Here is an 18430-nt window from a genome sequence, read left to right as displayed (position 1 = left end):
TTTCTAATGAAATATTATTAATTACTTTTATAGAAGTTTTTAGCCCCTTCTGGCCTTGTTTTAAATCGGCGATGAATCCATAAGTATTGCTCAGGTGTTTTTTTTATTTGTTTTTCAAGAATCATATTTGTAGTTGTCGCATCATCAACTGGATTATTAGATGGAAAGTTTTGTAGCTGCTCTTCAAATGACATTTCATATCCCTTTTTGGTTCTTATAAAACTGTATGGGATGACCCTAGTATTATTATTTTTAGCCAGCCTAGCCGTTGCAGTAGCAGTGGCTGTTGGAATTCCAAATAATTGGGCAAATACACTATTTTTTTCGCCAAGATCTTGATCAGGCGCATACCAAATTGGAAGACTATTATTTATGGCTTTTACGATTGACCTTGTATCCGTACTTTTAATCATTACAGCGCCATGGTTTTTATATCCTTTGACCATAGCCTGATCAAACAGTTTATTGTTTTGAGGCCTATAAATATTGGCAATTGTGTGATTAATAAGAAGGGCACGGCTGCCTAACATAAGGGGCATAAAATGAGCACAAAGAAGGATAATCCCTCCTTCTTGTTTAAGTGCATCTTTAAAAAAATGCTCATTTTTAGTTGTTAATAGTTTAATAATTTTTTTATCACTAGCATAATATGCATTTGCAGTTTCAAATAGACTTATGCCTATTGCTTCAAAGTGGCTTTTAACTAAAGCATTAACTTGTGATTGTTTTTTTTCAGGAAAGCAATGAGATATGTTGGAATAAGCAGTTGAGCGTAATTTTGACATTAATGGGTACATTACTTTACCTATTGTCCTGCCAATAATTACTTGGGCGCTAAAAGGAATAAACACTCCAATTCGCATTAGCAAAATTAAAATCCAAGTTGGAAAAAATTTAGGGTGAATAAATTTGATGTTTAACATTAAAATAAAAATAAAATGAAACTAAAGATTAACATATAAATTATGCCTTTTATTGACAGAGATTTTATCAATGATTTGCCCAATAGGGTAGATATTGTCGGCCTAATTAATAAGAGAGTCGCTTTAAAAAAGGCTGGGAAGGATTTCAAGGCATGCTGTCCCTTCCATGAAGAAAAAACTCCATCATTCACGGTCGTCCCTAATAAGCAAATATACCACTGTTTTGGCTGTGGTGAAAGTGGTGGTGTAATTGATTTTATAATGAAGTATGATCATTTAGCCTTTGTTGAGGCCATTGAAACAGTTGCAGGAGAATCAGGAGTTTCAGTTGTATATGACCAGACTGCTAAACCTGTTGATAAGAGGTTTGAGCGATACAATAAACTGATGTTAGAGCTTAGCGAATTTTATCAAAATCAATTAAAACAATCTGCAGCGAAAAAGAAGGTAGTCGATTATGCAAAAAATAGAGGCATTAGCGGCACTATAGCTAAAAGATTTGAGCTTGGATTTGCACCTCCTGGCTGGACTAATCTTTATGATGCTTTTAAAGATAATCATGAAGCAATTCAGGATCTCCTGACAATGGGGATGTTAGTTCCAAAAAAAGATAAGAAAGATGACTTCTATGATCGGTTTCGCGATCGATTAATGTTTCCAATACATAATACCAAAGGCAATGTTATAGGTTTTGGTGGAAGAGTCCTATCAAGCAAGGATAACCCAAAGTATCTTAATTCACCTGAAACCCCTTTATTCTCAAAATCAAAAGAACTCTATGGCCTCTATCACTGCAGAAAGCATAGTAGGCGTATTGATTATATTATAGTTGTAGAGGGTTACATGGACGTGATTGCTCTTCATCAACAAGGCATAACGAACGTTGTTGCTACTCTTGGAACTGCAACTACCCCAGCTCATTTGCAAGTTTTATCTCGCTCAGCGGAGGCAATTATTTTTTGTTTTGATGGTGATAAAGCTGGAAGAGATGCAGCTTGGAAAGCTTTAAAAACTTCTTTGCCAGTAATAACTTCAGGACTCCTTATTAAGTTTTTATTATTGCCTGATGGAGAGGATCCAGATACATTAATAAAAAGTGAGTCAGTAAAATCTTTTACCAACAGGGTAGAGGAGTCTCAGACTTTATCTAGTTTTTTATTTGACCATATAAAATCAGAAGTTCCCTTTAATACAATTGAAGGAAAAACCTTGTTTTTAGAAAAATCTGCTGCTTTAATTAACTTAGTTACTTATCCAATATACCGCCAGCAATTAATTGAAGGTGTTGCCCAAACTATTGGGCAGAATGTTGTTCAGGTTGAAAAAGCTATAGAGCAAAGTGTTATTGACGAGATGCCAACGTTTAATGCAGATGATTATGATGAAATTGAGCCACCATATAGGCCAATTCGAAATAATATAGTTGTTACACGCTCTTCAAGCATGAAAAGCCTTATGTCAAGAATGATTTCATGCGTCATTAATTATCCAACAATTGTAAATGATCCTGAATCCTTAAGTGTTATTGAGGAAAGGGTAAGAAATCTTCCTAAGTCAGAAGTATTGGTTGAATTGATAAGATATGCTCAGGTTGAGTCTGACCTTTCAAAGGATGGTTTATTGGCGCCCTTTAAGTCTAAAGAAAGAGTGTATTCTCGCCTTCAAGAGCTAAGTGTAATGGAACCATTTTTAAGTGAATATGAAGCCAAGGAAGAATTTGGCTACACTTTGACGGCAGCAGAAAAATACTACGAAAGAAAATCAACAAAAGCCTCTATTTTCTTAGCTAAAACTCATGATGATGAAAAGCTTGTTATGGAAAATATTATGAAAGGTAAGGCTAACCCAGTATCTAAAAAGTAAACTTAGCCTTCAAACTTTGATTTAATATCTGGATCATTAATTAGTATTCTTTTCATTGCTTTTTGAAATGCCATAGAAGCTGAATTAGAGCCTTCACATCGATTTCTCATAGTTGGATCCCAAGATACAAAGCATTTTTTAGGGTAATCAAGTCTAACTGCCATAATATATTTTGGATTTTCAGCAGGAGAAAACCCAATGAAATAAGTTCTTTTAGCGCCATCTTTGCTGTACTTTCCATCAATAACCATTTCTGCTGTGCCTGTTTTTCCGGCAACTGAGTAACCATCAATTACTGCTCGATAACCTGATCCATTATCTGAAACAACAGAGTCGAGTATTTCAGCTATTCTTCTAGTCGATTCTGGAGAAAAGACTTGCTCTAAATTATCAGGAGCACTGTTATTTTTAAAAAGTTTTAATGAAGGTATCGCGCCTTCATTGGCAAACACAAGATAAGCTCTTGCTAGTTGTGCAAGATTTGTATTCATAGGACCATGCCCAAATGAAAGTGAACGTTTGTCAGCTAAGCCCCAATTCCTATAATGTCTTAAAACTCCAGGATTTTCAGTTCCAGGCATTAATCCAAGTGAACTTCCAAAACCTAGCATTTTCCATGTCTTGAAGAACTCTTCATTTTCAATATTTTCTGCAACCATTACTGTGCCTAAATTATGTGACTTTTCAAGAATTTTTTCTATCGTCATCTCAGTATATTTTTTGTCAGGCAGTATGTTTCCAATACGAGTTGTGACATCAATTAATTCATCTTCTGTTGCAGTTATTACGCCTTTATCTAAAGCAAGAAGCATTGTAAAGGGCTTCATGGTAGATCCTGGCTCAGTTTTATCAGAGAAAACACGATTACGATAATCATCAGCACTATAGTTTTGATGATTGTTTGGATCTGTTGATGGGTAGTTTGTAAGGGCTAATATTTCACCATTAGGTGATAAAACAATTGCAGCGGCAGAGTCTGCCTCATGGAATTCTGCCTGCTCTTTGATTGCATTGTAGACGTGAAATTGAATATCTGAGTCAATAGTTAAATTTAAATCAGCACCTTCTTTAAATTTTTTAATTAACTCTGGGTCATAGTAGATATTAGAACCATTTTTATTATCTGCTAATCGCTTAATACCATCAAATCCAGCTAAGTATTGATCATATTCTGATTCAATACCAAATACTCCAATATTATTAATATTAGTTTTTCCAATTAATGGCGCTAAAGAGTCTTTTTTAGGATAGTAGCGAAAACCACTAGATTCGATTGCTACCCCAGCTATTGATTGCCTAGTACACTTTTCCACTTCTATTTTTTCTTTTACTGCTAACTTTAAGCCAACAAGTAATTTAACTTTATCTGCCAAATTATTAGATGGTAATTTAAGTTCTTTCAAGCAAATGTTAACGCGTTTATTTTTGAGTTCAGCAATATTGCTTAGAATAGGGTCATTTACTCTTAATTTTTCTTTAACAATAAAGTACTTTCTTTTATTTTCTCTCTTTTTACTTATTTTTTTCCTAAATTCATCCGTTGGAATATTTAAGGCTTTAGCCAAAAGATTAATATATTCATCTTGAAGGATCATTGGGTCAAGATTAATTTTTTTATGTATGAGATTTATAGCAAGTAGATTATTATTCCTATCCAGAATATTGCCTCTTATGGATTTTTCAATAATTGTAAACTCAGAATTATTTGAGGCTTTAAGTTTTAATGACAAGTCATTTGCAATAATATCGGTAATACTAAAAGCTCTATAAATAAAAAAGAACACTATGATAATGAAGCTAATTTTAATTAATGCTTGTCTGTTTCTGTAACCCTGTACCCTTGCAATCTTCATATAGAAATCTCTTCAGTTTCAATTGGGACGAACATCAATAATTCTTCTTTTGATTTTTGATAAATCGTTATGCCGCTTTCAAGCTCTGAAAATTCCATCATTAGCTGCCTATTTAGAGCATTTATGCGCTCATGATTAGACTTAACAACCTTTTCGTTTTTATGTAGCAAATACATTTGATGATGCCAATGAATGCTTAATATTGAAATTGAAACGATCGAAATTATTAATAAAATATTAATAATAAATTTTTTTTTAATTATCTCTAGCACTTTTCAACTAAACGGAGGATAGCACTTCGTGCTCTTCTATTCACTTTTATCTCTTCATCAGAAGGCTTAATTTTTCCTAAATCTTTCAGTAAGCATTCAGACTCATCATTGGTAATGACTGGAAGTCCTTTAGGGAGTTGCTTAGGTCGAGAATGTTTACGAATGAATTGTTTAACTATTCTATCTTCAATAGAGTGAAAAGTAATAATTACAAGTCTTCCTTTTGGAGATAACGCATCAATAGTTTGTTCAAGAGCTTCTGAAAGTTTTTTTAATTCATCATTAATTGCAATTCTAATGGCTTGAAATGAGCGAGTTGCTGGGTGCTTTTTTTTGCCAGGCCTAACAACAGTAGAGATAATATTTGCTAGCTCAAGTGTCGAGTTTAGGTCGTTATTTTTTTGATATTCTTTAATGGTTGAGGCAATAATTCTACTTCTTTTTTCTTCACCATACTGAAAAAGAGCATTAGCAATTTCAGTTTCGCTACTATCCCTTAACCAGCTTGCTGCAGTAATAGTTTGGGTTTGATCCATCCTCATATCAAGAGCGCCATCTTTCATAAAGCTAAACCCCCTTTCAGCATTATCAATTTGTGGTGAAGAGATACCAAGATCCATTAATATTCCGTCTACTTTTCCTAATAAATTCAATTGGCTAAGAATATTTTGAAGGTTTGAAAAATTACAATGGATTGGGGTAAGGCGTGAATCTGGAAAATTTACTTGTGCATAGTTGATTGCGTCCATATCTTGATCAAGGCCAATAACTTTTCCAGAATTTCCAAGGTTATTTAGTATTCCCTTGGTATGCCCACATCTTCCTAGAGTGGCATCAACATAGATGCCATCAGACCTAATATTCAGGCCTTTAATAGACTCATTAAAGAGTACTGATTCATGATGATTTGAATCTATCATTGAGTTATTGCACTTAATTGATTCATCGCTTTAAAGTGAAAGTTTTGAAATCTCTTCAGGAGCCTCATTTTGAGAACTTAATCTTTCAAGTTTTTCAATTTGTTCTTGCCATGCCTTTTCATCCCAAATTTCAAAGCTTGTACCTTGGCCACTTAAAATCGCTTTATTTGTTAAATTTGCATAGTTCTTGTGAGAGCTTGGTAATAAAATCCTGCCAATTTTATCCAAGTCACAATCACAAGCGTGACCTATAAGTTTTCTGGATATTTTCTTTGAGTGAACATTTAGTGAAGGGAGTTCAGAAATCTTTCGTTCAAGTTGCTGCCAATTAGGTAGTGGGTATAAAACTAAGCAAGGGTCATCAGGATGAATACTAAGTACCATTTCCCCAGAGCAGATTTTGGCAACTTGTTCTTGATGGCGAATAGGTATCTTTACCCTTCCTTTCGAATCAATTGATAATAGGTGGATTCCACGAAACATAAAACCATTTTATACCATTAAATACCACTTATTACCACAAATATTTAAGATTAAATTGATATCTATGTGTGTAACATAACTAATTATAATTTAAATTGTCTAATGTAAAAATCAACTAACTTAGAGAAAAATGATGAATAAAAAAGTAGCAATCATTGGTGCTGGTCCATCTGGTCTCGCCCAACTTAGAGCTTTTAAATCAGCGGAAGAAAATGGTGAAATCGTCCCCGAGATTGTTTGTTTTGAGAAGCAAGAAAACTGGGGAGGCTTATGGAATTACAGCTGGAGGACTGGACTTGATCAACATGGCGAAATTGCACACAGCAGTATGTACCGTTATCTTTGGTCAAATGGCCCAAAAGAGTGCTTAGAGTTTGCAGACTATTACTTTGAAGAGCACTTTGGTCATGCTATAGCCTCCTTTCCGCCAAGAGAGGTTTTATTTGATTATATTCAAGGCAGGGTTAAGAAAGCTAACGTTAGAGATATGATTCGATTTAACACATCCGTTCGAAATGTTGAATATGATGAAAAAAGTGAACAGTTTACTGTCACAGCCAGTAATCTTGTTGATGATACAACTTACTCCGAAATATTTGATTTTGTAATTGTTGCTAGTGGCCATTTCTCTACTCCTAATGTTCCAAATTATGATGGTTTTAGTCATTTCAATGGCAGAATACTTCATGCTCATGACTTTAGAGATGCTTTAGAGTTTGAAGGCCAAGATATCTTAATAATTGGAAGCAGTTACTCCGCTGAAGATATTGGTTCTCAATGTTATAAATATGGAGCTAAATCTATTACAAGTAGCTATCGTAAGGCTCCAATGGGTTTTGGATGGCCTGATAATTGGGAGGAGAAACCTGCATTAATTAAAGTTTCAGGAAACACTGCTCATTTTGCCGATGACAGCTCTAAAGATGTAGACTCAATTATATTATGTACAGGTTATGTTCACCATTTCCCATTCTTGCCAGATTCACTCCGCTTGAAAACGAATAATATTCTTTATCCATTAGGTTTATTTAAAGGTGTTGTCTGGGAGAAAAATCCAAAGCTGATGTATTTAGGTATGCAAGATCAATGGTATACCTTTAATATGTTTGACGCCCAAGCTTGGTATGCAAGAGACGTTATTCTTGAAAAAATAGAGTTACCTTCATTTGATGATATGCAGGCGCATACACTTGAATGGCATAAGAGAGAAACAGCGCAAGAGGATGTTGCTTATGCAATTGACTTTCAAGGCGCTTACACTCAAATGTTAATTGATGAAACTGATTATCCCAATTTTGATATCAAAGGAGTTAATAAGACATTTATGGATTGGAAGCATGACAAAAAAGATGGAATTATGACTTTTAGAGATAAATCTCATGCATCTTTGATGACAGGAACTCAGTCTCCACCTCACCATACACCATGGTTGAAGGCGCTTGATGATTCTCTAGAAACCTATTTAGATATTTGAATTAAATGAGCGAGTAAACATTACTTTTGTAAAATAATGTGTAATTAACTAAAAAATTTAAATTACCATATAAAAAACACCTTTACATAGATTAATTAAGACTAAAATTCCTTCTTTTTTAAAATATAATAACTAGCTGTTAATTGGCTATATTGCTGTTAGATGAACTCTATTAAAAATAACACTGTACGCCAGAAGAAAATGATGGCATTAGCTGGATTATTCTGGTTTTTTTTCTTGATATTTTATCTTCTAGGTGCTTTAACTTTTCATGCTGGTGAGCAAACCTTTACAGCACTTTATGTCTGGTTCAATAGCTCAATCTTCTCGCCAATATTAATCGCCTTATTGAGCGTAACAATTATCTTTCATGTTGTGACTGCAGTTACTAGGCAATTATCAAATAATGTTAGTTCTGGTGATAGATATAAGAAGCCTTATCCTAAGGCCATACCAAGATTAGTTGCATGGTCTGGTGCATCTATTATTCTTATTTTTATAGTTACCCATAGTGTTCAAATGTTTTCAATCGACTCTGTTGATTTATATTCAGAAATACTGATAATTTTTCAAAGACCAATGATGTGGGCTATTTATGGCCTTGGAATGATTGCAATATCAACACACTTACATCATGGGTTGACAAACGTACTTCAAACGTTAGGTATTTCCAGTAAACAACCCAAGGGTTTTGCTTTTGGGATTGTTTTTGTAATCATGGCAGGCTATGCTTCCATTCCACTAGGTATTTTGTATGCAAAAATTTAATCCAAACGTGCCGACTGGGCCCTTAGAGGGTAGATGGGAGAAACATAAATTTGATTTAGCTCTTATTGCACCGCAAAATAGAAAAAAATATAATATTATTGTTATTGGAACTGGTCTTGCAGGCGCATCTTTATGCGCAACACTAGGAGAGGCAGGCTACAATGTCCAGTCTTTTTGTTACAACGACAGCCCAAGAAGAGCGCATTCAATTGCAGCTCAGGGCGGCGTTAATGCTAGTAAAAATTATCAAAATGATGGTGATAGTACCTGGAGACTCTTCTATGACACAATTAAGGGTGGTGATTTCCGAGCAAGGGAGTCCAATATATATCGCTTAGCTCAGTTAAGTTGCAACATAATTGATCAGGCAGTTTCCCAAGGTGTTCCTTTTGCAAGAGAATATAGTGGTTATTTGGCAAATAGGTCATTCGGTGGCACACAGGTTTCGCGAACTTTTTATGCGCGTGGACAAACTGGTCAGCAACTCTTGTTAGGGGCATATAGCTCAATGAGCAAAGAAATAGCATCTGGAAAAGTAAAACATACTTCTAGATCTGAAATGTTAGAAATAATAATAATTGATGGAAAGGCCCGAGGAGTTGTTGTGCGAGATTTAATCACGGGCGAAATTTCTTCACACATTGCTGATTGTGTTGTAATGTGTACTGGTGGATATAGTAATGCCTACTTCCTGTCAACTAATGCGAAGGGTTGCAATACTTCTGCAACATGGAGAGCCCATAAAAATGGTGCTTATTTTGCAAATCCAAGTTTCACTCAGATTCACCCAACTTGTGTTCCACCAACTGGTGATAGTCAGTCCAAATTAACACTAATGAGTGAATCTTTAAGAAATGATGGTCGAATATGGGCGCCAAAAAATATTGAAGATTGCGATAAAAATCCAAATGAAATTTCTGAAGAAAATAGAGATTATTTTCTGGAGCGAATGTATCCTGCGTTTGCAAATTTAGTGCCAAGAGATATCGCCTCAAGAGCTCTTAAAGGTATATGTGATGAAGGTCGTGGGGTTGGTTCAATCATTAATGATCAAAGGCTTGGTGTTTATCTTGATTTTTCTTCAGTCATTGAAAAAATGGGTATTGATAAAGTTAAAGAGAAATACGGTAACTTGTTTGATATGTACAAAAGTATTACAGGTGAAAATCCTTATGAAGTGCCAATGAAGATTTATCCTGCGCCGCATTACACAATGGGTGGCTTATGGGTTGATTACAACCTAATGACTACGATTGATGGGTTGTTTGCTTGTGGCGAAGCTAATTTTTCTGATCATGGGGCAAATCGATTAGGCGCTTCTGCGCTGATGCAAGGATTAGCCGATGGCTATTTCATTGCGCCACAAACTGTTGCTAATTATCTAGCGCGCGGAACATTTGAAAAGGTAAGTAATGATCACCCTGAGGTCATAGCCTCTATTGATGCAGTTAAAAGCCGTATAGATAAGCTAATGAATGCGCCAATGCCAGAACATTCTCCCGACTATTTTCATAGAAAAGTAGGAGGTATCTTATGGGCTGCATGCGGAATGGCAAGAGATAAGAAAGCGCTTGAAGAGGCGGTGAAATCAATTGAAAAACTAAAGTCTGATTTCTGGAAAAGTATTAAAGTAACTGGCTCAGATACTGACTTTAATCAAACCCTAGAAAAGGCTGGTAGGGTTGCAGATTTTATTGAGCTTGGCCACCTAATGTGTGTTGATGCCCTTGATCGTGAAGAGTCTTGTGGCGCACATGCGCGCCTTGAGTATCTTGCTGAAAGTGGTGATGCTATGAGAGATGATGAGAACTATGGTTATGTAGCTGCATGGGAGTTTAATGAAAATGGCCCTGAACTTCATAAAGAAGAGCTTAATTATGAATTTATTAAGCCAACATATAGGGACTATAAATGAATTTCACACTGCATATCTGGCGACAAAAAAATACGAGTAGTGACGGAAGCTTTGTAACTTACGATGTTGAAAATATTGATAGTGACACTTCATTTTTAGAGATGCTTGATCATTTAAATGAGAAACTTATTGATAAAGGCGAAGATTGCGTAGTATTTGATTATGATTGTAGAGAAGGAATTTGCGGTACCTGCTCATTGGTAATTAATGGTCATCCTCATGGCGAAAAGAAAGCAACGACTACTTGCCAGCTTTATATGAGGGATTATGCTAATCAGAGAGAGCTCTGGATCGAGCCATGGCGTGCTCAAAGTTTCCCGATTATGAAAGATTTGGCTGTTAAGCGAGAAGCGTTTGACCGAATTATTCAGTCTGGAGGGTTTATCTCTGTTTCTGTTGGCTCTGCCCCTGAAGCTAACTCTCAGCTGATTAATAAAGATGATGCAGATTGTGCATTTGATTCAGCAACTTGCATTGGTTGCGGTGCATGTGTTGCAGTTTGTCCAAATGCTTCAGCAAGTCTATTTGTGGCTGCAAAGATTAATCATTTTGAGCAGTTGCCCCAGGGCAAAATTGAAAGTAAGCAGCGTGCAGAAAGAATGATAAATCAAATGGAAGAGGAAGGGTTTGGAAGTTGTTCAAATCATCGGCATTGTGAGACTGTTTGTCCAAAAGAAATTTCAGTTAGCAACATTGCTACAATGAATAATTTGCTATTAGCATAATTGCTTAGCTATTTTTTATATTTTTAGGGAGATGTTATGAAAGTTGTAGTTTTAGGTGCTGCTGGTGGAATTGGTCAGGCGTTAGGATTATTATTGAAAACACAGTTACCAAATGGAACTGAATTATCATTATATGATATTGCTCCTGTGACGCCAGGCGTTGCGGCAGATTTGAGTCATATACCAACAGCAGTTAAAGTTTCTGGTTTTGCAGGCGAAGACCCTTCACCTGCTTTAGTAAATGCAGATATTGTATTAATTTCAGCTGGCGTTGCTCGTAAGCCAGGAATGGATCGATCTGATCTTTTTAATATTAATGCAGGTATTGTTAAAAATCTCGTTTCAGTATGTGCATATACTTGTCCAAAGGCTTTAATTGGAATTATTACAAATCCTGTAAACACAACCGTTGCAATTGCAGCAGACGTTCTAAAGAAAAAAGGAGTTTATGATCCAGCTCGCTTATTTGGAATAACAACTTTAGATATTATCCGATCTAGTACATTTGTCGCTGAAGTTAATGGCTTAAATCCTGAAGATGTCAGTGTTCCTGTCATTGGTGGCCACTCAGGAATTACTATCCTTCCACTGCTTTCTCAATCAGGCTTTGACTTTGACGAAGCTAGTGCATCTGAGATGACTAAACGTATTCAGAATGCAGGTACTGAGGTTGTTGAGGCAAAAGCTGGTGGTGGCTCAGCTACTTTATCAATGGGCCAGGCAGCAGCAAAATTTGGTTTGTCCCTAGTTCGCGCTCTTAATGGTGAAGAAGGCGTAATAGAGTGTACTTATGTCGAGGGCTCAGGAGACATGGCTCGCTTTTTTGCTCAACCAGTTCTTTTAGGTAGAAATGGTGTTGAGAAAATATTAGATTTTGGTGATCTCTCTGCATTTGAAGAAAAAACACTTAATGCAGCACTTGAAACGCTCAGAGCTGATATTAAAATTGGTGAAGAGTTTGTTGCTCAAAATTAAAAAATAAATAAATAAGGTAAAAATGTCACAAACTTTTCATGATAAGGCTTTAGCCTATCACCAGGAAGGAAGGCCTGGAAAGATTAATGTTACTTCTCATAAGAAATTAGATAATGATCAAGATCTTAGTTTGGCATATAGTCCGGGCGTTGCAGCCCCTGTAAGAGAAATTGTAAAAGATCCTGATGCGGTTAATAAATATACTATAAAAGGTAATTTGGTGGCAGTAATTACTGATGGTTCAGCTGTCCTAGGCTTAGGAAATGTTGGGCCTTTGGCGGCAAAACCAGTGATGGAAGGTAAGGCTGTATTATTTAAGCGTTTTGCAGGTATTGATGTTTTTAATATAGAGCTTGATACGCAAGATGTTGATGAGATTGTTAACACAATTAAAAATATTGCACCTACATTTGGTGGGATTAATTTAGAGGATATCTCTGCGCCACGCTGCTTTGAGATTGAAAAGAGGTTAATTGATGAGTTAGACATACCTGTTTTTCATGATGACCAACATGGAACTGCAATTATTGTCGCAGCAGGACTTTTAAATGCACTCGAAATCCAAGAAAAAAACTTCAAGGAAGCGAAAATTGTATGCGCTGGAGCTGGATCTGCAGGAATTGCAACATTAAATTTATTGCTCGAACTTGGCTTTAGTAAAGGTAATATTCTTTTGGTCGATCGTAATGGAGTAGTTTCAACAAAAAGTAAAAATTTAAGTAAGGAAAAACTAACTTTTGCAGCAGATACGGATAAAACAACTTTAAGTGATGCCATCAATGGTTCTGATGTTTTCATAGGTGTTGCTAGAGGAAACCTTGTGACACAAGAGATGGTTAAATCAATGGCTAAAAAACCAATTATCTTTGCATTATCTAACCCTGATCCAGAGATCTCCCCAGTAGATGTTTACGCCTGCAGAGATGATGTGTTAATGGCTACAGGAAGGAGTGATTATCCAAATCAAGTAAATAATGTTCTTGGCTTTCCTTATATTTTTAGAGGAGCGCTTGATGCCAACTCTAAAATTATTAATACTGAAATGAAGGTTGCTGCAGTGCATGCACTCAAAGACTTGGTTAAGCTACCAGCTCCTAAAGAATTAATAGCGATTTATAAAGATAGTAGTTTTACTTTTGGTAAAGACTATTTTATTCCAAAACCTTTCGATCCAAGGCTAATTGAGGTTGTCCCAAAAGCAATATTTGAGGCAGCAGTTGCAAGTGGCGCTTCAAGGCAAAAATAATCAACGAATAACCTTTTAATTACTATATTTAATCCTTGCTAAGCTAAATTAGTTATGGGATAATGTCCGATTGTTTTTTTGGAGGGGTGGCCGAGTGGTTAAAGGCGACGGACTGTAAATCCGTTCTCTCTGAGTACGTTGGTTCGAATCCAACTCCCTCCACCAGAAGAACATGAGAATAAGAAATTGCGGGTGTCGTATATTGGTATTACCTTAGCCTTCCAAGCTAATGAGGTGGGTTCGATTCCCATCACCCGCTCCATGTGGTTAGGGCTGTGCTCACCTAGCTCAGTCGGTAGAGCACTTCCTTGGTAAGGAAGAGGTCGCCGGTTCAAATCCGGTGGTGAGCTCCACGCAAATTGAATGAATATAGGAGATTAGAAATGGCAAAAGAGAAATTTGAAAGAACCAAACCACACGTAAATGTGGGAACAATTGGTCACGTTGACCATGGAAAAACTACTTTAACTGCAGCCCTTACTAAGGTTATGGCTGAGATGAACGGTGGTGAATTTAAGGATTATGCAAATATTGATAATGCTCCTGAAGAAAGAGAGCGTGGTATCACGATCTCAACAGCGCACGTAGAGTATGAGTCAGCGGCTCGTCACTATGCTCACGTTGATTGCCCAGGACACGCCGACTACGTTAAGAACATGATTACAGGTGCTGCTCAAATGGACGGCGCTATTATTGTAATTGCTGCAACTGATGGACCAATGGCTCAAACGCGTGAGCACATTCTATTGTCTCGTCAAGTGGGTGTTCCTTACATCGTTGTTTACATGAACAAAGCCGATATGGTTGATGATGAAGAATTAGTAGAGCTTGTTGAAATGGAAATCCGTGAACTTTTGACAGAATACGAATTCCCAGGTGATGACACTCCAGTGATTTTTGGTTCAGCTTTGAAAGCATTAGAAGGTGACACATCAGATATTGGTGTTCCTTCAATTATGAAGTTAGTTGAAGCATTAGATACATACATCCCAACTCCAGAGCGTGATACAGATAAGACATTCCTAATGCCAATTGAGGACGTGTTCTCAATCTCAGGTCGTGGAACGGTTGTAACAGGTCGTATCGAGCGTGGTGTTGTTAATGTTGGTGATGAAATTGAAATCGTTGGTATTAAAGACACGCAGTTGACTACTTGTACAGGTGTTGAAATGTTTAGAAAATTGCTTGACTCAGGTGAAGCAGGGGATAACGTTGGTGTTCTTCTACGTGGTACGAAGCGTGAAGATGTTGAGCGTGGTCAAGTACTTGCTAAAAAAGGTACGATTAACCCGCACACTAAGTTTGAAGCAGAGATATATGTTTTAAGTAAAGAAGAAGGTGGACGTCATACTCCATTCTTTAACAATTATCGTCCTCAGTTCTACTTCAGAACAACAGACGTTACTGGTGCATGCGAACTGCCAAAAGGCGTTGAAATGGTTATGCCAGGTGACAATGTGAAGATGTCAATTGAGTTACTAGCTCCGATTGCAATGGAAGAAGGATTAAGATTTGCAATTAGAGAGGGTGGACGCACAGTAGGTGCTGGAGTCGTCTCGAAAATTACGAGTTAAAAGTTAATTTAGTAAGTGGTTGCTTTTTATGAGTGGTCACTTTTTAGGGTTTGATATTTAGGCAAGTGGCTCAATTGGTAGAGTAGTGGTCTCCAAAACCATTGGTTGGGGGTTCGAGTCCCTCCTTGCCTGCCAAATTAAAGGATATGTGTGGCTAAACAAATAGAAAATTTAAAGAGTGGTTCTGATCAGTGGAAAACTATCTTAGCAGTTTTAATAGTAGTTGCTGGACTTGCTTTATATTATGTCAATCCTTTAGGATTTAATGCACTTACTAAAGTTTTAGTAACCCTTGTAGTTTTTGTTATAGCGGTTACTGTTTTTGTGAAATCTGAGCAAGGTGATAGATTTGTTCATTTTTTGAAAGAGACACGAATTGAATTACGTAAGGTTGTTTGGCCGACTCGTCAAGAAACAATAAAAACAACTGGAATCATTATGGTTGCAGTAGTTATAGTTGCAATTTTCCTTTGGATTGTTGATGCATTCTTTACTTGGGGTGTTCAATCAATTTCGTCAATTAATATTTTTTAAGTAAAGGATTATTATGTCTAAGAATTGGTTTGTAATCCATGCTAGAAGCGGCTATGAAGCGAAAGTTAAAATAGCTATTGAAGAAGCTGTGACTAGAGAAGGTATTGAAGATTTAGTTGATGAGATTCTTATTCCAACTGAACAAGTAGTTGAGCTAAAAGCTGGAAAGAAAAAAGAAACTGAGCGTAAATTTTTCCCAGGCTACATGCTTATAAAGATGGAGCTTACTGAACCTAGCTGGTTATTAGTTAAGAACACTAATAACGTTATAGGATTTATAGGCGGCTCATCAGGAAAACCTTCTCCAATAACTCAGAGAGAAGTTGATAGAATTTTCGCACGCGTTCAAGAAGGTGCTGACAAGCCTAAGCCTAAGGTTGCATTTCAACCAGGTGAAGAAGTTTTGGTTACTGAAGGTCCATTTAATGAATTTAATGGAACAGTTGAAAGTGTTAATTATGAAAAAAGTTTGTTGACTGTAGAGGTTTTAATTTTTGGCCGAACAACTGCAGTTGAATTAGAGTTTTCTCAAGTAGAGAAGACATAAGTTAGTCAGTCAGAAGCGACTGAATTTGTTAACGGGGAGCTTAAAAGCGTTTGAACCCATAGGAGATAAAAATGGCAAAAAAAATTGAGTCATATATTAAATTGCAGGTTCCTGCAGCAGAGGCAAATCCTTCACCACCAGTTGGTCCAGCATTGGGTCAACATGGTGTAAATATTATGGATTTTTGTAAGGCGTTTAATGCTCAAACACAAGAGCTTGATAAAGGGATGCCAGTACCTGTAATTATTACTGTTTACAGTGATCGTAGTTTTACATTTATAACGAAGACTCCTCCTGCAGCAGTTTTGCTTCTTAAAGTTACAGGTATTGAAAAAGGAAGTGGTGAACCACATCTTAATAAGGTTGGTAAAGTTACTCGTGCTCAATTAGAAGAAGTTGCGAATATAAAAATGAAGGACTTAAATGCAAATGATTTAGATGCAGCGGTTCAAATTGTTGCGGGCACTGCTCGCTCAATGGGCATTGTGGTGGAGGGTTAATAATGGCTAATTTATCAAAAAATCAAAAAGCAAGTGCTTTAAAAATTAAAGAAGGCTCTAAGTACGCAATTACTGAAGCTTTAGCATTAGTCAAAGATTGTGCTTCAGCTAAGTTTGATGAGTCGGTCGATGTAAGTATTAACTTAGGTATCGATACAAAAAAATCAGACCAAAATGTTCGTGGTGCAGTTGTCCTTCCTAATGGAACTGGAAAAGTTGTCCGAGTGGCTGTTTTTACTCAAGGTGAAAATGCTCAAAAAGCAACTGATGCTGGTGCTGATATTGTAGGTATGGATGATCTAATGAAGAGTATGCAAGATGGAGATTTAAATTATGATGTAGTTATTGCATCTCCAGATGCTATGGGTGTTGTTGGAAGATTAGGCCAGGTTCTTGGACCTCGTGGATTGATGCCAAATCCAAAAGTTGGAACTGTAACGCCTGACGTTGCTACTGCTGTAAAGAATGCAAAAGCAGGTCAAGTGCGTTACCGCGCTGATAAAGCTGGAATTATTCACGCTGGTATTGGAAAAGCTTCTTTTGATGTGAAGGCGTTAGAAGAAAATATTGTTGCACTAATTGATGCGATTAAAAAAGCTAAACCAAGTTCGGCAAAAGGTATTTATATTAAAAAAGTAAGTGTTTCGTCGACTATGGGCCCAGGCCTTAGTGTTGATGGTGCAAGTGTTGATATTTAAATAGATTTAAATGCTGATAATTTAATAATTATTAGCTAAGAAATTCTTTGGGCAACAAGGTAACTTGTTATGCCTCAAAGACCATAGGTGCGACAGATTGATGATAATTTGTTGCTTAATAAATTGATTCTTCAATTTGCCTATGTAGAGGGTATGGAAATACCTTGTGGCGAAAGTTGTAGTTTTATAGCTTTCATTTTTTAATTGTTCAGGAGAGATTATGGCTCTAAATCTTGAAGCAAAAAAAGCAGTCGTCGAACAGGTAAACGCAGTAGCTAATGGTGCTGTGTCTGTCGGTGTTGCTGAGTATCGTGGATTGAATGTTGGACAAATGACTAATTTGCGAAATGCTGCTATGGAAGCAGATGTTTCTTTGCGTGTTGTTAAAAATACGCTTGCAAAGAGGGCGTTAGCTGAGACAGGGTGTGAATGTATTATCCCAGTCTTAAGTGGACCGGTTATTTTGGGTTTTTCTCAAGAAGATCCGGGTGCTGTAGCACGTGTTTTCAGTGACTTCATTAAAGATAATGAGGCATTAGTTGTTAAAGGTTTGGGAGTATCCGGTGAATTTATTGATGCAGATCAATTAAAGAGAATCGCTAGCCTACCAACCAAAGATCAAGCAATCAGTATGTTGATGGCGTTGATGCTTGCACCAACTGAGAAATTAGTTAGAACTTTAAACGAAGTTCCAACGAAGTTAACTCGTGTTGTAGCAGCTGTTCGTGATCAAAAATAATAATAATTATATAGAGGAGTTAAAATCATGGCGAAATTAAGCAATGAAGATATTTTAGGTGCAATTGCAGACATGTCTGTAATGGATGTTGTTGAGCTAGTATCAGCAATGGAAGAGAAGTTTGGAGTTTCTGCAGCAGTGGTTGCAGCGGCCCCGGTTGCGGCAGCAGCAGATGCTGGAGCAGCAGCTGAAGAAAAGACTGAGTTCAATGTAATGCTAACAAGTTTTGGTGATAAGAAAGTTGCAGTTATTAAAGCTGTTCGTACTATTACAGGGTTAGGTCTTAAAGAGGCTAAAGACCTTGTTGAAAGTGCACCTGCAGCAATTAAAGAAGGTGCATCAAAAGCGGAAGCTGATGATATTCAAAAGCAGCTTGAAGAGGCTGGCGCTAGCGTAGAGCTTAAGTAATTTGTTCAATGCT

The 18430-nt window shown here is 36.7% G+C and carries 19 protein-coding genes and 4 tRNA genes; 18 read left to right on the top strand and 5 right to left on the bottom strand.

Annotation, left to right across the window (positions count from 1 at the left end; translation table 11 throughout):
• Positions 1-17 precede the first annotated feature (17 nt).
• Positions 18-923: a lipid A biosynthesis acyltransferase gene (locus ABXT69_RS06800; RefSeq protein ID WP_416677557.1), complete on the bottom strand. Its 906-nt coding sequence runs from the start codon at positions 921-923 to the stop codon at positions 18-20.
• 42 nt (positions 924-965) lie between these two features.
• Between ABXT69_RS06800 and dnaG the strand changes: the two genes are divergently transcribed.
• Positions 966-2786, top strand: a complete 1821-nt coding sequence (dnaG, locus tag ABXT69_RS06795; protein ID WP_416677556.1) for a DNA primase — start codon at positions 966-968, stop codon at positions 2784-2786.
• Positions 2787-2788: 2 nt separating this feature from the next.
• Here dnaG and ABXT69_RS06790 read toward each other — a convergent pair whose 3' ends face one another.
• The 4 genes from ABXT69_RS06790 to mraZ form a co-directional block, all read right to left on the bottom strand.
• Complete coding sequence (locus ABXT69_RS06790; protein WP_416677555.1) at positions 2789-4639, bottom strand: peptidoglycan D,D-transpeptidase FtsI family protein; 1851 nt, start codon at positions 4637-4639, stop codon at positions 2789-2791.
• Positions 4636-4815: a hypothetical protein gene (locus tag ABXT69_RS06785; protein WP_416677553.1), complete on the bottom strand. Its 180-nt coding sequence runs from the start codon at positions 4813-4815 to the stop codon at positions 4636-4638. The genes ABXT69_RS06790 and ABXT69_RS06785 overlap by 4 nt, the downstream gene beginning before the upstream one ends.
• 89 nt (positions 4816-4904) lie before the next feature.
• Entirely contained in the window at positions 4905-5831 is a 927-nt protein-coding gene (gene rsmH / locus ABXT69_RS06780) for a 16S rRNA (cytosine(1402)-N(4))-methyltransferase RsmH (protein ID WP_416677551.1), read from the bottom strand.
• Positions 5832-5861: 30 nt separating this feature from the next.
• On the bottom strand, positions 5862-6314 hold the full coding sequence (mraZ, locus tag ABXT69_RS06775) for a division/cell wall cluster transcriptional repressor MraZ (protein WP_416677549.1): 453 nt from the start codon (positions 6312-6314) through the stop codon (positions 5862-5864).
• Positions 6315-6447: 133 nt separating this feature from the next.
• Here mraZ and ABXT69_RS06770 point away from each other — a divergent pair, with 133 nt between their 5' ends.
• The 17 genes from ABXT69_RS06770 (at position 6448) to rplL (ending at position 18417) form a co-directional block, all read left to right on the top strand.
• The gene (locus ABXT69_RS06770) at positions 6448-7788 is read left to right on the top strand and encodes an NAD(P)-binding domain-containing protein (RefSeq protein ID WP_416679575.1); all 1341 of its coding nucleotides are present in this window, start codon (positions 6448-6450) and stop codon (positions 7786-7788) included.
• 162 nt (positions 7789-7950) lie between these two features.
• A complete protein-coding gene (locus ABXT69_RS06765; protein ID WP_416677547.1) occupies positions 7951-8556 on the top strand; it encodes a hypothetical protein in 606 nt (201 codons plus the stop codon).
• On the top strand, positions 8543-10471 hold the full coding sequence (locus tag ABXT69_RS06760; protein WP_416677545.1) for a fumarate reductase/succinate dehydrogenase flavoprotein subunit: 1929 nt from the start codon (positions 8543-8545) through the stop codon (positions 10469-10471). Before ABXT69_RS06765 ends, ABXT69_RS06760 begins: the two co-directional genes overlap by 14 nt.
• Positions 10468-11196, top strand: a complete 729-nt coding sequence (locus ABXT69_RS06755; RefSeq protein WP_416677543.1) for a succinate dehydrogenase/fumarate reductase iron-sulfur subunit — start codon at positions 10468-10470, stop codon at positions 11194-11196. Before ABXT69_RS06760 ends, ABXT69_RS06755 begins: the two co-directional genes overlap by 4 nt.
• Before the next feature lie 36 nt (positions 11197-11232).
• On the top strand, positions 11233-12171 hold the full coding sequence (gene mdh / locus ABXT69_RS06750; RefSeq protein ID WP_416677541.1) for a malate dehydrogenase: 939 nt from the start codon (positions 11233-11235) through the stop codon (positions 12169-12171).
• A gap of 22 nt (positions 12172-12193) precedes the next feature.
• Positions 12194-13417 (top strand): malic enzyme-like NAD(P)-binding protein, encoded by a 1224-nt coding sequence (locus ABXT69_RS06745; protein ID WP_416677540.1) that lies wholly within the window; start codon positions 12194-12196, stop codon positions 13415-13417.
• Between the two features lie 80 nt (positions 13418-13497).
• Positions 13498-13582 (top strand) — tRNA-Tyr (locus ABXT69_RS06740).
• Positions 13583-13605: 23 nt separating this feature from the next.
• A tRNA-Gly gene (locus ABXT69_RS06735) sits at positions 13606-13679 on the top strand.
• 15 nt (positions 13680-13694) lie between these two features.
• A tRNA-Thr gene (locus tag ABXT69_RS06730) sits at positions 13695-13770 on the top strand.
• A gap of 30 nt (positions 13771-13800) precedes the next feature.
• Entirely contained in the window at positions 13801-14991 is a 1191-nt protein-coding gene (gene tuf / locus ABXT69_RS06725; protein ID WP_416677538.1) for an elongation factor Tu, read from the top strand.
• Positions 14992-15050: 59 nt separating this feature from the next.
• Positions 15051-15126 (top strand) — tRNA-Trp (locus ABXT69_RS06720).
• A gap of 15 nt (positions 15127-15141) precedes the next feature.
• The gene (gene secE, locus ABXT69_RS06715; protein ID WP_416677537.1) at positions 15142-15525 is read left to right on the top strand and encodes a preprotein translocase subunit SecE; all 384 of its coding nucleotides are present in this window, start codon (positions 15142-15144) and stop codon (positions 15523-15525) included.
• A 13-nt stretch (positions 15526-15538) separates the two neighbouring features.
• A complete protein-coding gene (nusG, locus tag ABXT69_RS06710; RefSeq protein WP_416677535.1) occupies positions 15539-16072 on the top strand; it encodes a transcription termination/antitermination protein NusG in 534 nt (177 codons plus the stop codon).
• 71 nt (positions 16073-16143) lie between these two features.
• Positions 16144-16572, top strand: coding sequence for a 50S ribosomal protein L11 (gene rplK / locus ABXT69_RS06705; protein WP_416651340.1), 429 nt, complete (start codon positions 16144-16146; stop codon positions 16570-16572).
• A 2-nt stretch (positions 16573-16574) separates the two neighbouring features.
• Positions 16575-17270, top strand: coding sequence for a 50S ribosomal protein L1 (rplA, locus tag ABXT69_RS06700; RefSeq protein WP_416677533.1), 696 nt, complete (start codon positions 16575-16577; stop codon positions 17268-17270).
• Positions 17271-17490: 220 nt separating this feature from the next.
• A complete protein-coding gene (gene rplJ / locus ABXT69_RS06695; RefSeq protein ID WP_416677531.1) occupies positions 17491-18009 on the top strand; it encodes a 50S ribosomal protein L10 in 519 nt (172 codons plus the stop codon).
• Positions 18010-18036: 27 nt separating this feature from the next.
• A complete protein-coding gene (gene rplL, locus ABXT69_RS06690) occupies positions 18037-18417 on the top strand; it encodes a 50S ribosomal protein L7/L12 (protein WP_416677529.1) in 381 nt (126 codons plus the stop codon).
• The last annotated feature ends 13 nt before the right edge of the window (positions 18418-18430 follow it).

It is taken from the genome of Candidatus Pseudothioglobus sp. Uisw_016 (assembly GCF_048087635.1).
In the GTDB taxonomy this organism is placed as follows: domain Bacteria; phylum Pseudomonadota; class Gammaproteobacteria; order PS1; family Pseudothioglobaceae; genus Pseudothioglobus.
This window is presented reverse-complemented; position numbering and strand designations above follow the sequence as displayed.

Coding starts and splice junctions, on each gene's coding strand:
- rplK (WP_416651340.1), top strand. CDS start 16,144: ATGGCAAAAAAAATTGAGTCATATATTAAATTGCAGGTTCCTGCAGCA.
- ABXT69_RS06785 (WP_416677553.1), bottom strand. CDS start 4,815: ATGTATTTGCTACATAAAAACGAAAAGGTTGTTAAGTCTAATCATGAG.
- ABXT69_RS06800 (WP_416677557.1), bottom strand. CDS start 923: ATGTTAAACATCAAATTTATTCACCCTAAATTTTTTCCAACTTGGATT.
- nusG (WP_416677535.1), top strand. CDS start 15,539: ATGTCTAAGAATTGGTTTGTAATCCATGCTAGAAGCGGCTATGAAGCG.
- dnaG (WP_416677556.1), top strand. CDS start 966: ATGCCTTTTATTGACAGAGATTTTATCAATGATTTGCCCAATAGGGTA.
- ABXT69_RS06790 (WP_416677555.1), bottom strand. CDS start 4,639: ATGAAGATTGCAAGGGTACAGGGTTACAGAAACAGACAAGCATTAATT.
- rplA (WP_416677533.1), top strand. CDS start 16,575: ATGGCTAATTTATCAAAAAATCAAAAAGCAAGTGCTTTAAAAATTAAA.
- ABXT69_RS06770 (WP_416679575.1), top strand. CDS start 6,448: ATGAATAAAAAAGTAGCAATCATTGGTGCTGGTCCATCTGGTCTCGCC.
- rplJ (WP_416677531.1), top strand. CDS start 17,491: ATGGCTCTAAATCTTGAAGCAAAAAAAGCAGTCGTCGAACAGGTAAAC.
- ABXT69_RS06755 (WP_416677543.1), top strand. CDS start 10,468: ATGAATTTCACACTGCATATCTGGCGACAAAAAAATACGAGTAGTGAC.
- rplL (WP_416677529.1), top strand. CDS start 18,037: ATGGCGAAATTAAGCAATGAAGATATTTTAGGTGCAATTGCAGACATG.
- mraZ (WP_416677549.1), bottom strand. CDS start 6,314: ATGTTTCGTGGAATCCACCTATTATCAATTGATTCGAAAGGAAGGGTA.
- mdh (WP_416677541.1), top strand. CDS start 11,233: ATGAAAGTTGTAGTTTTAGGTGCTGCTGGTGGAATTGGTCAGGCGTTA.
- ABXT69_RS06765 (WP_416677547.1), top strand. CDS start 7,951: ATGAACTCTATTAAAAATAACACTGTACGCCAGAAGAAAATGATGGCA.
- ABXT69_RS06745 (WP_416677540.1), top strand. CDS start 12,194: ATGTCACAAACTTTTCATGATAAGGCTTTAGCCTATCACCAGGAAGGA.
- tuf (WP_416677538.1), top strand. CDS start 13,801: ATGGCAAAAGAGAAATTTGAAAGAACCAAACCACACGTAAATGTGGGA.
- ABXT69_RS06760 (WP_416677545.1), top strand. CDS start 8,543: ATGCAAAAATTTAATCCAAACGTGCCGACTGGGCCCTTAGAGGGTAGA.
- rsmH (WP_416677551.1), bottom strand. CDS start 5,831: ATGATAGATTCAAATCATCATGAATCAGTACTCTTTAATGAGTCTATT.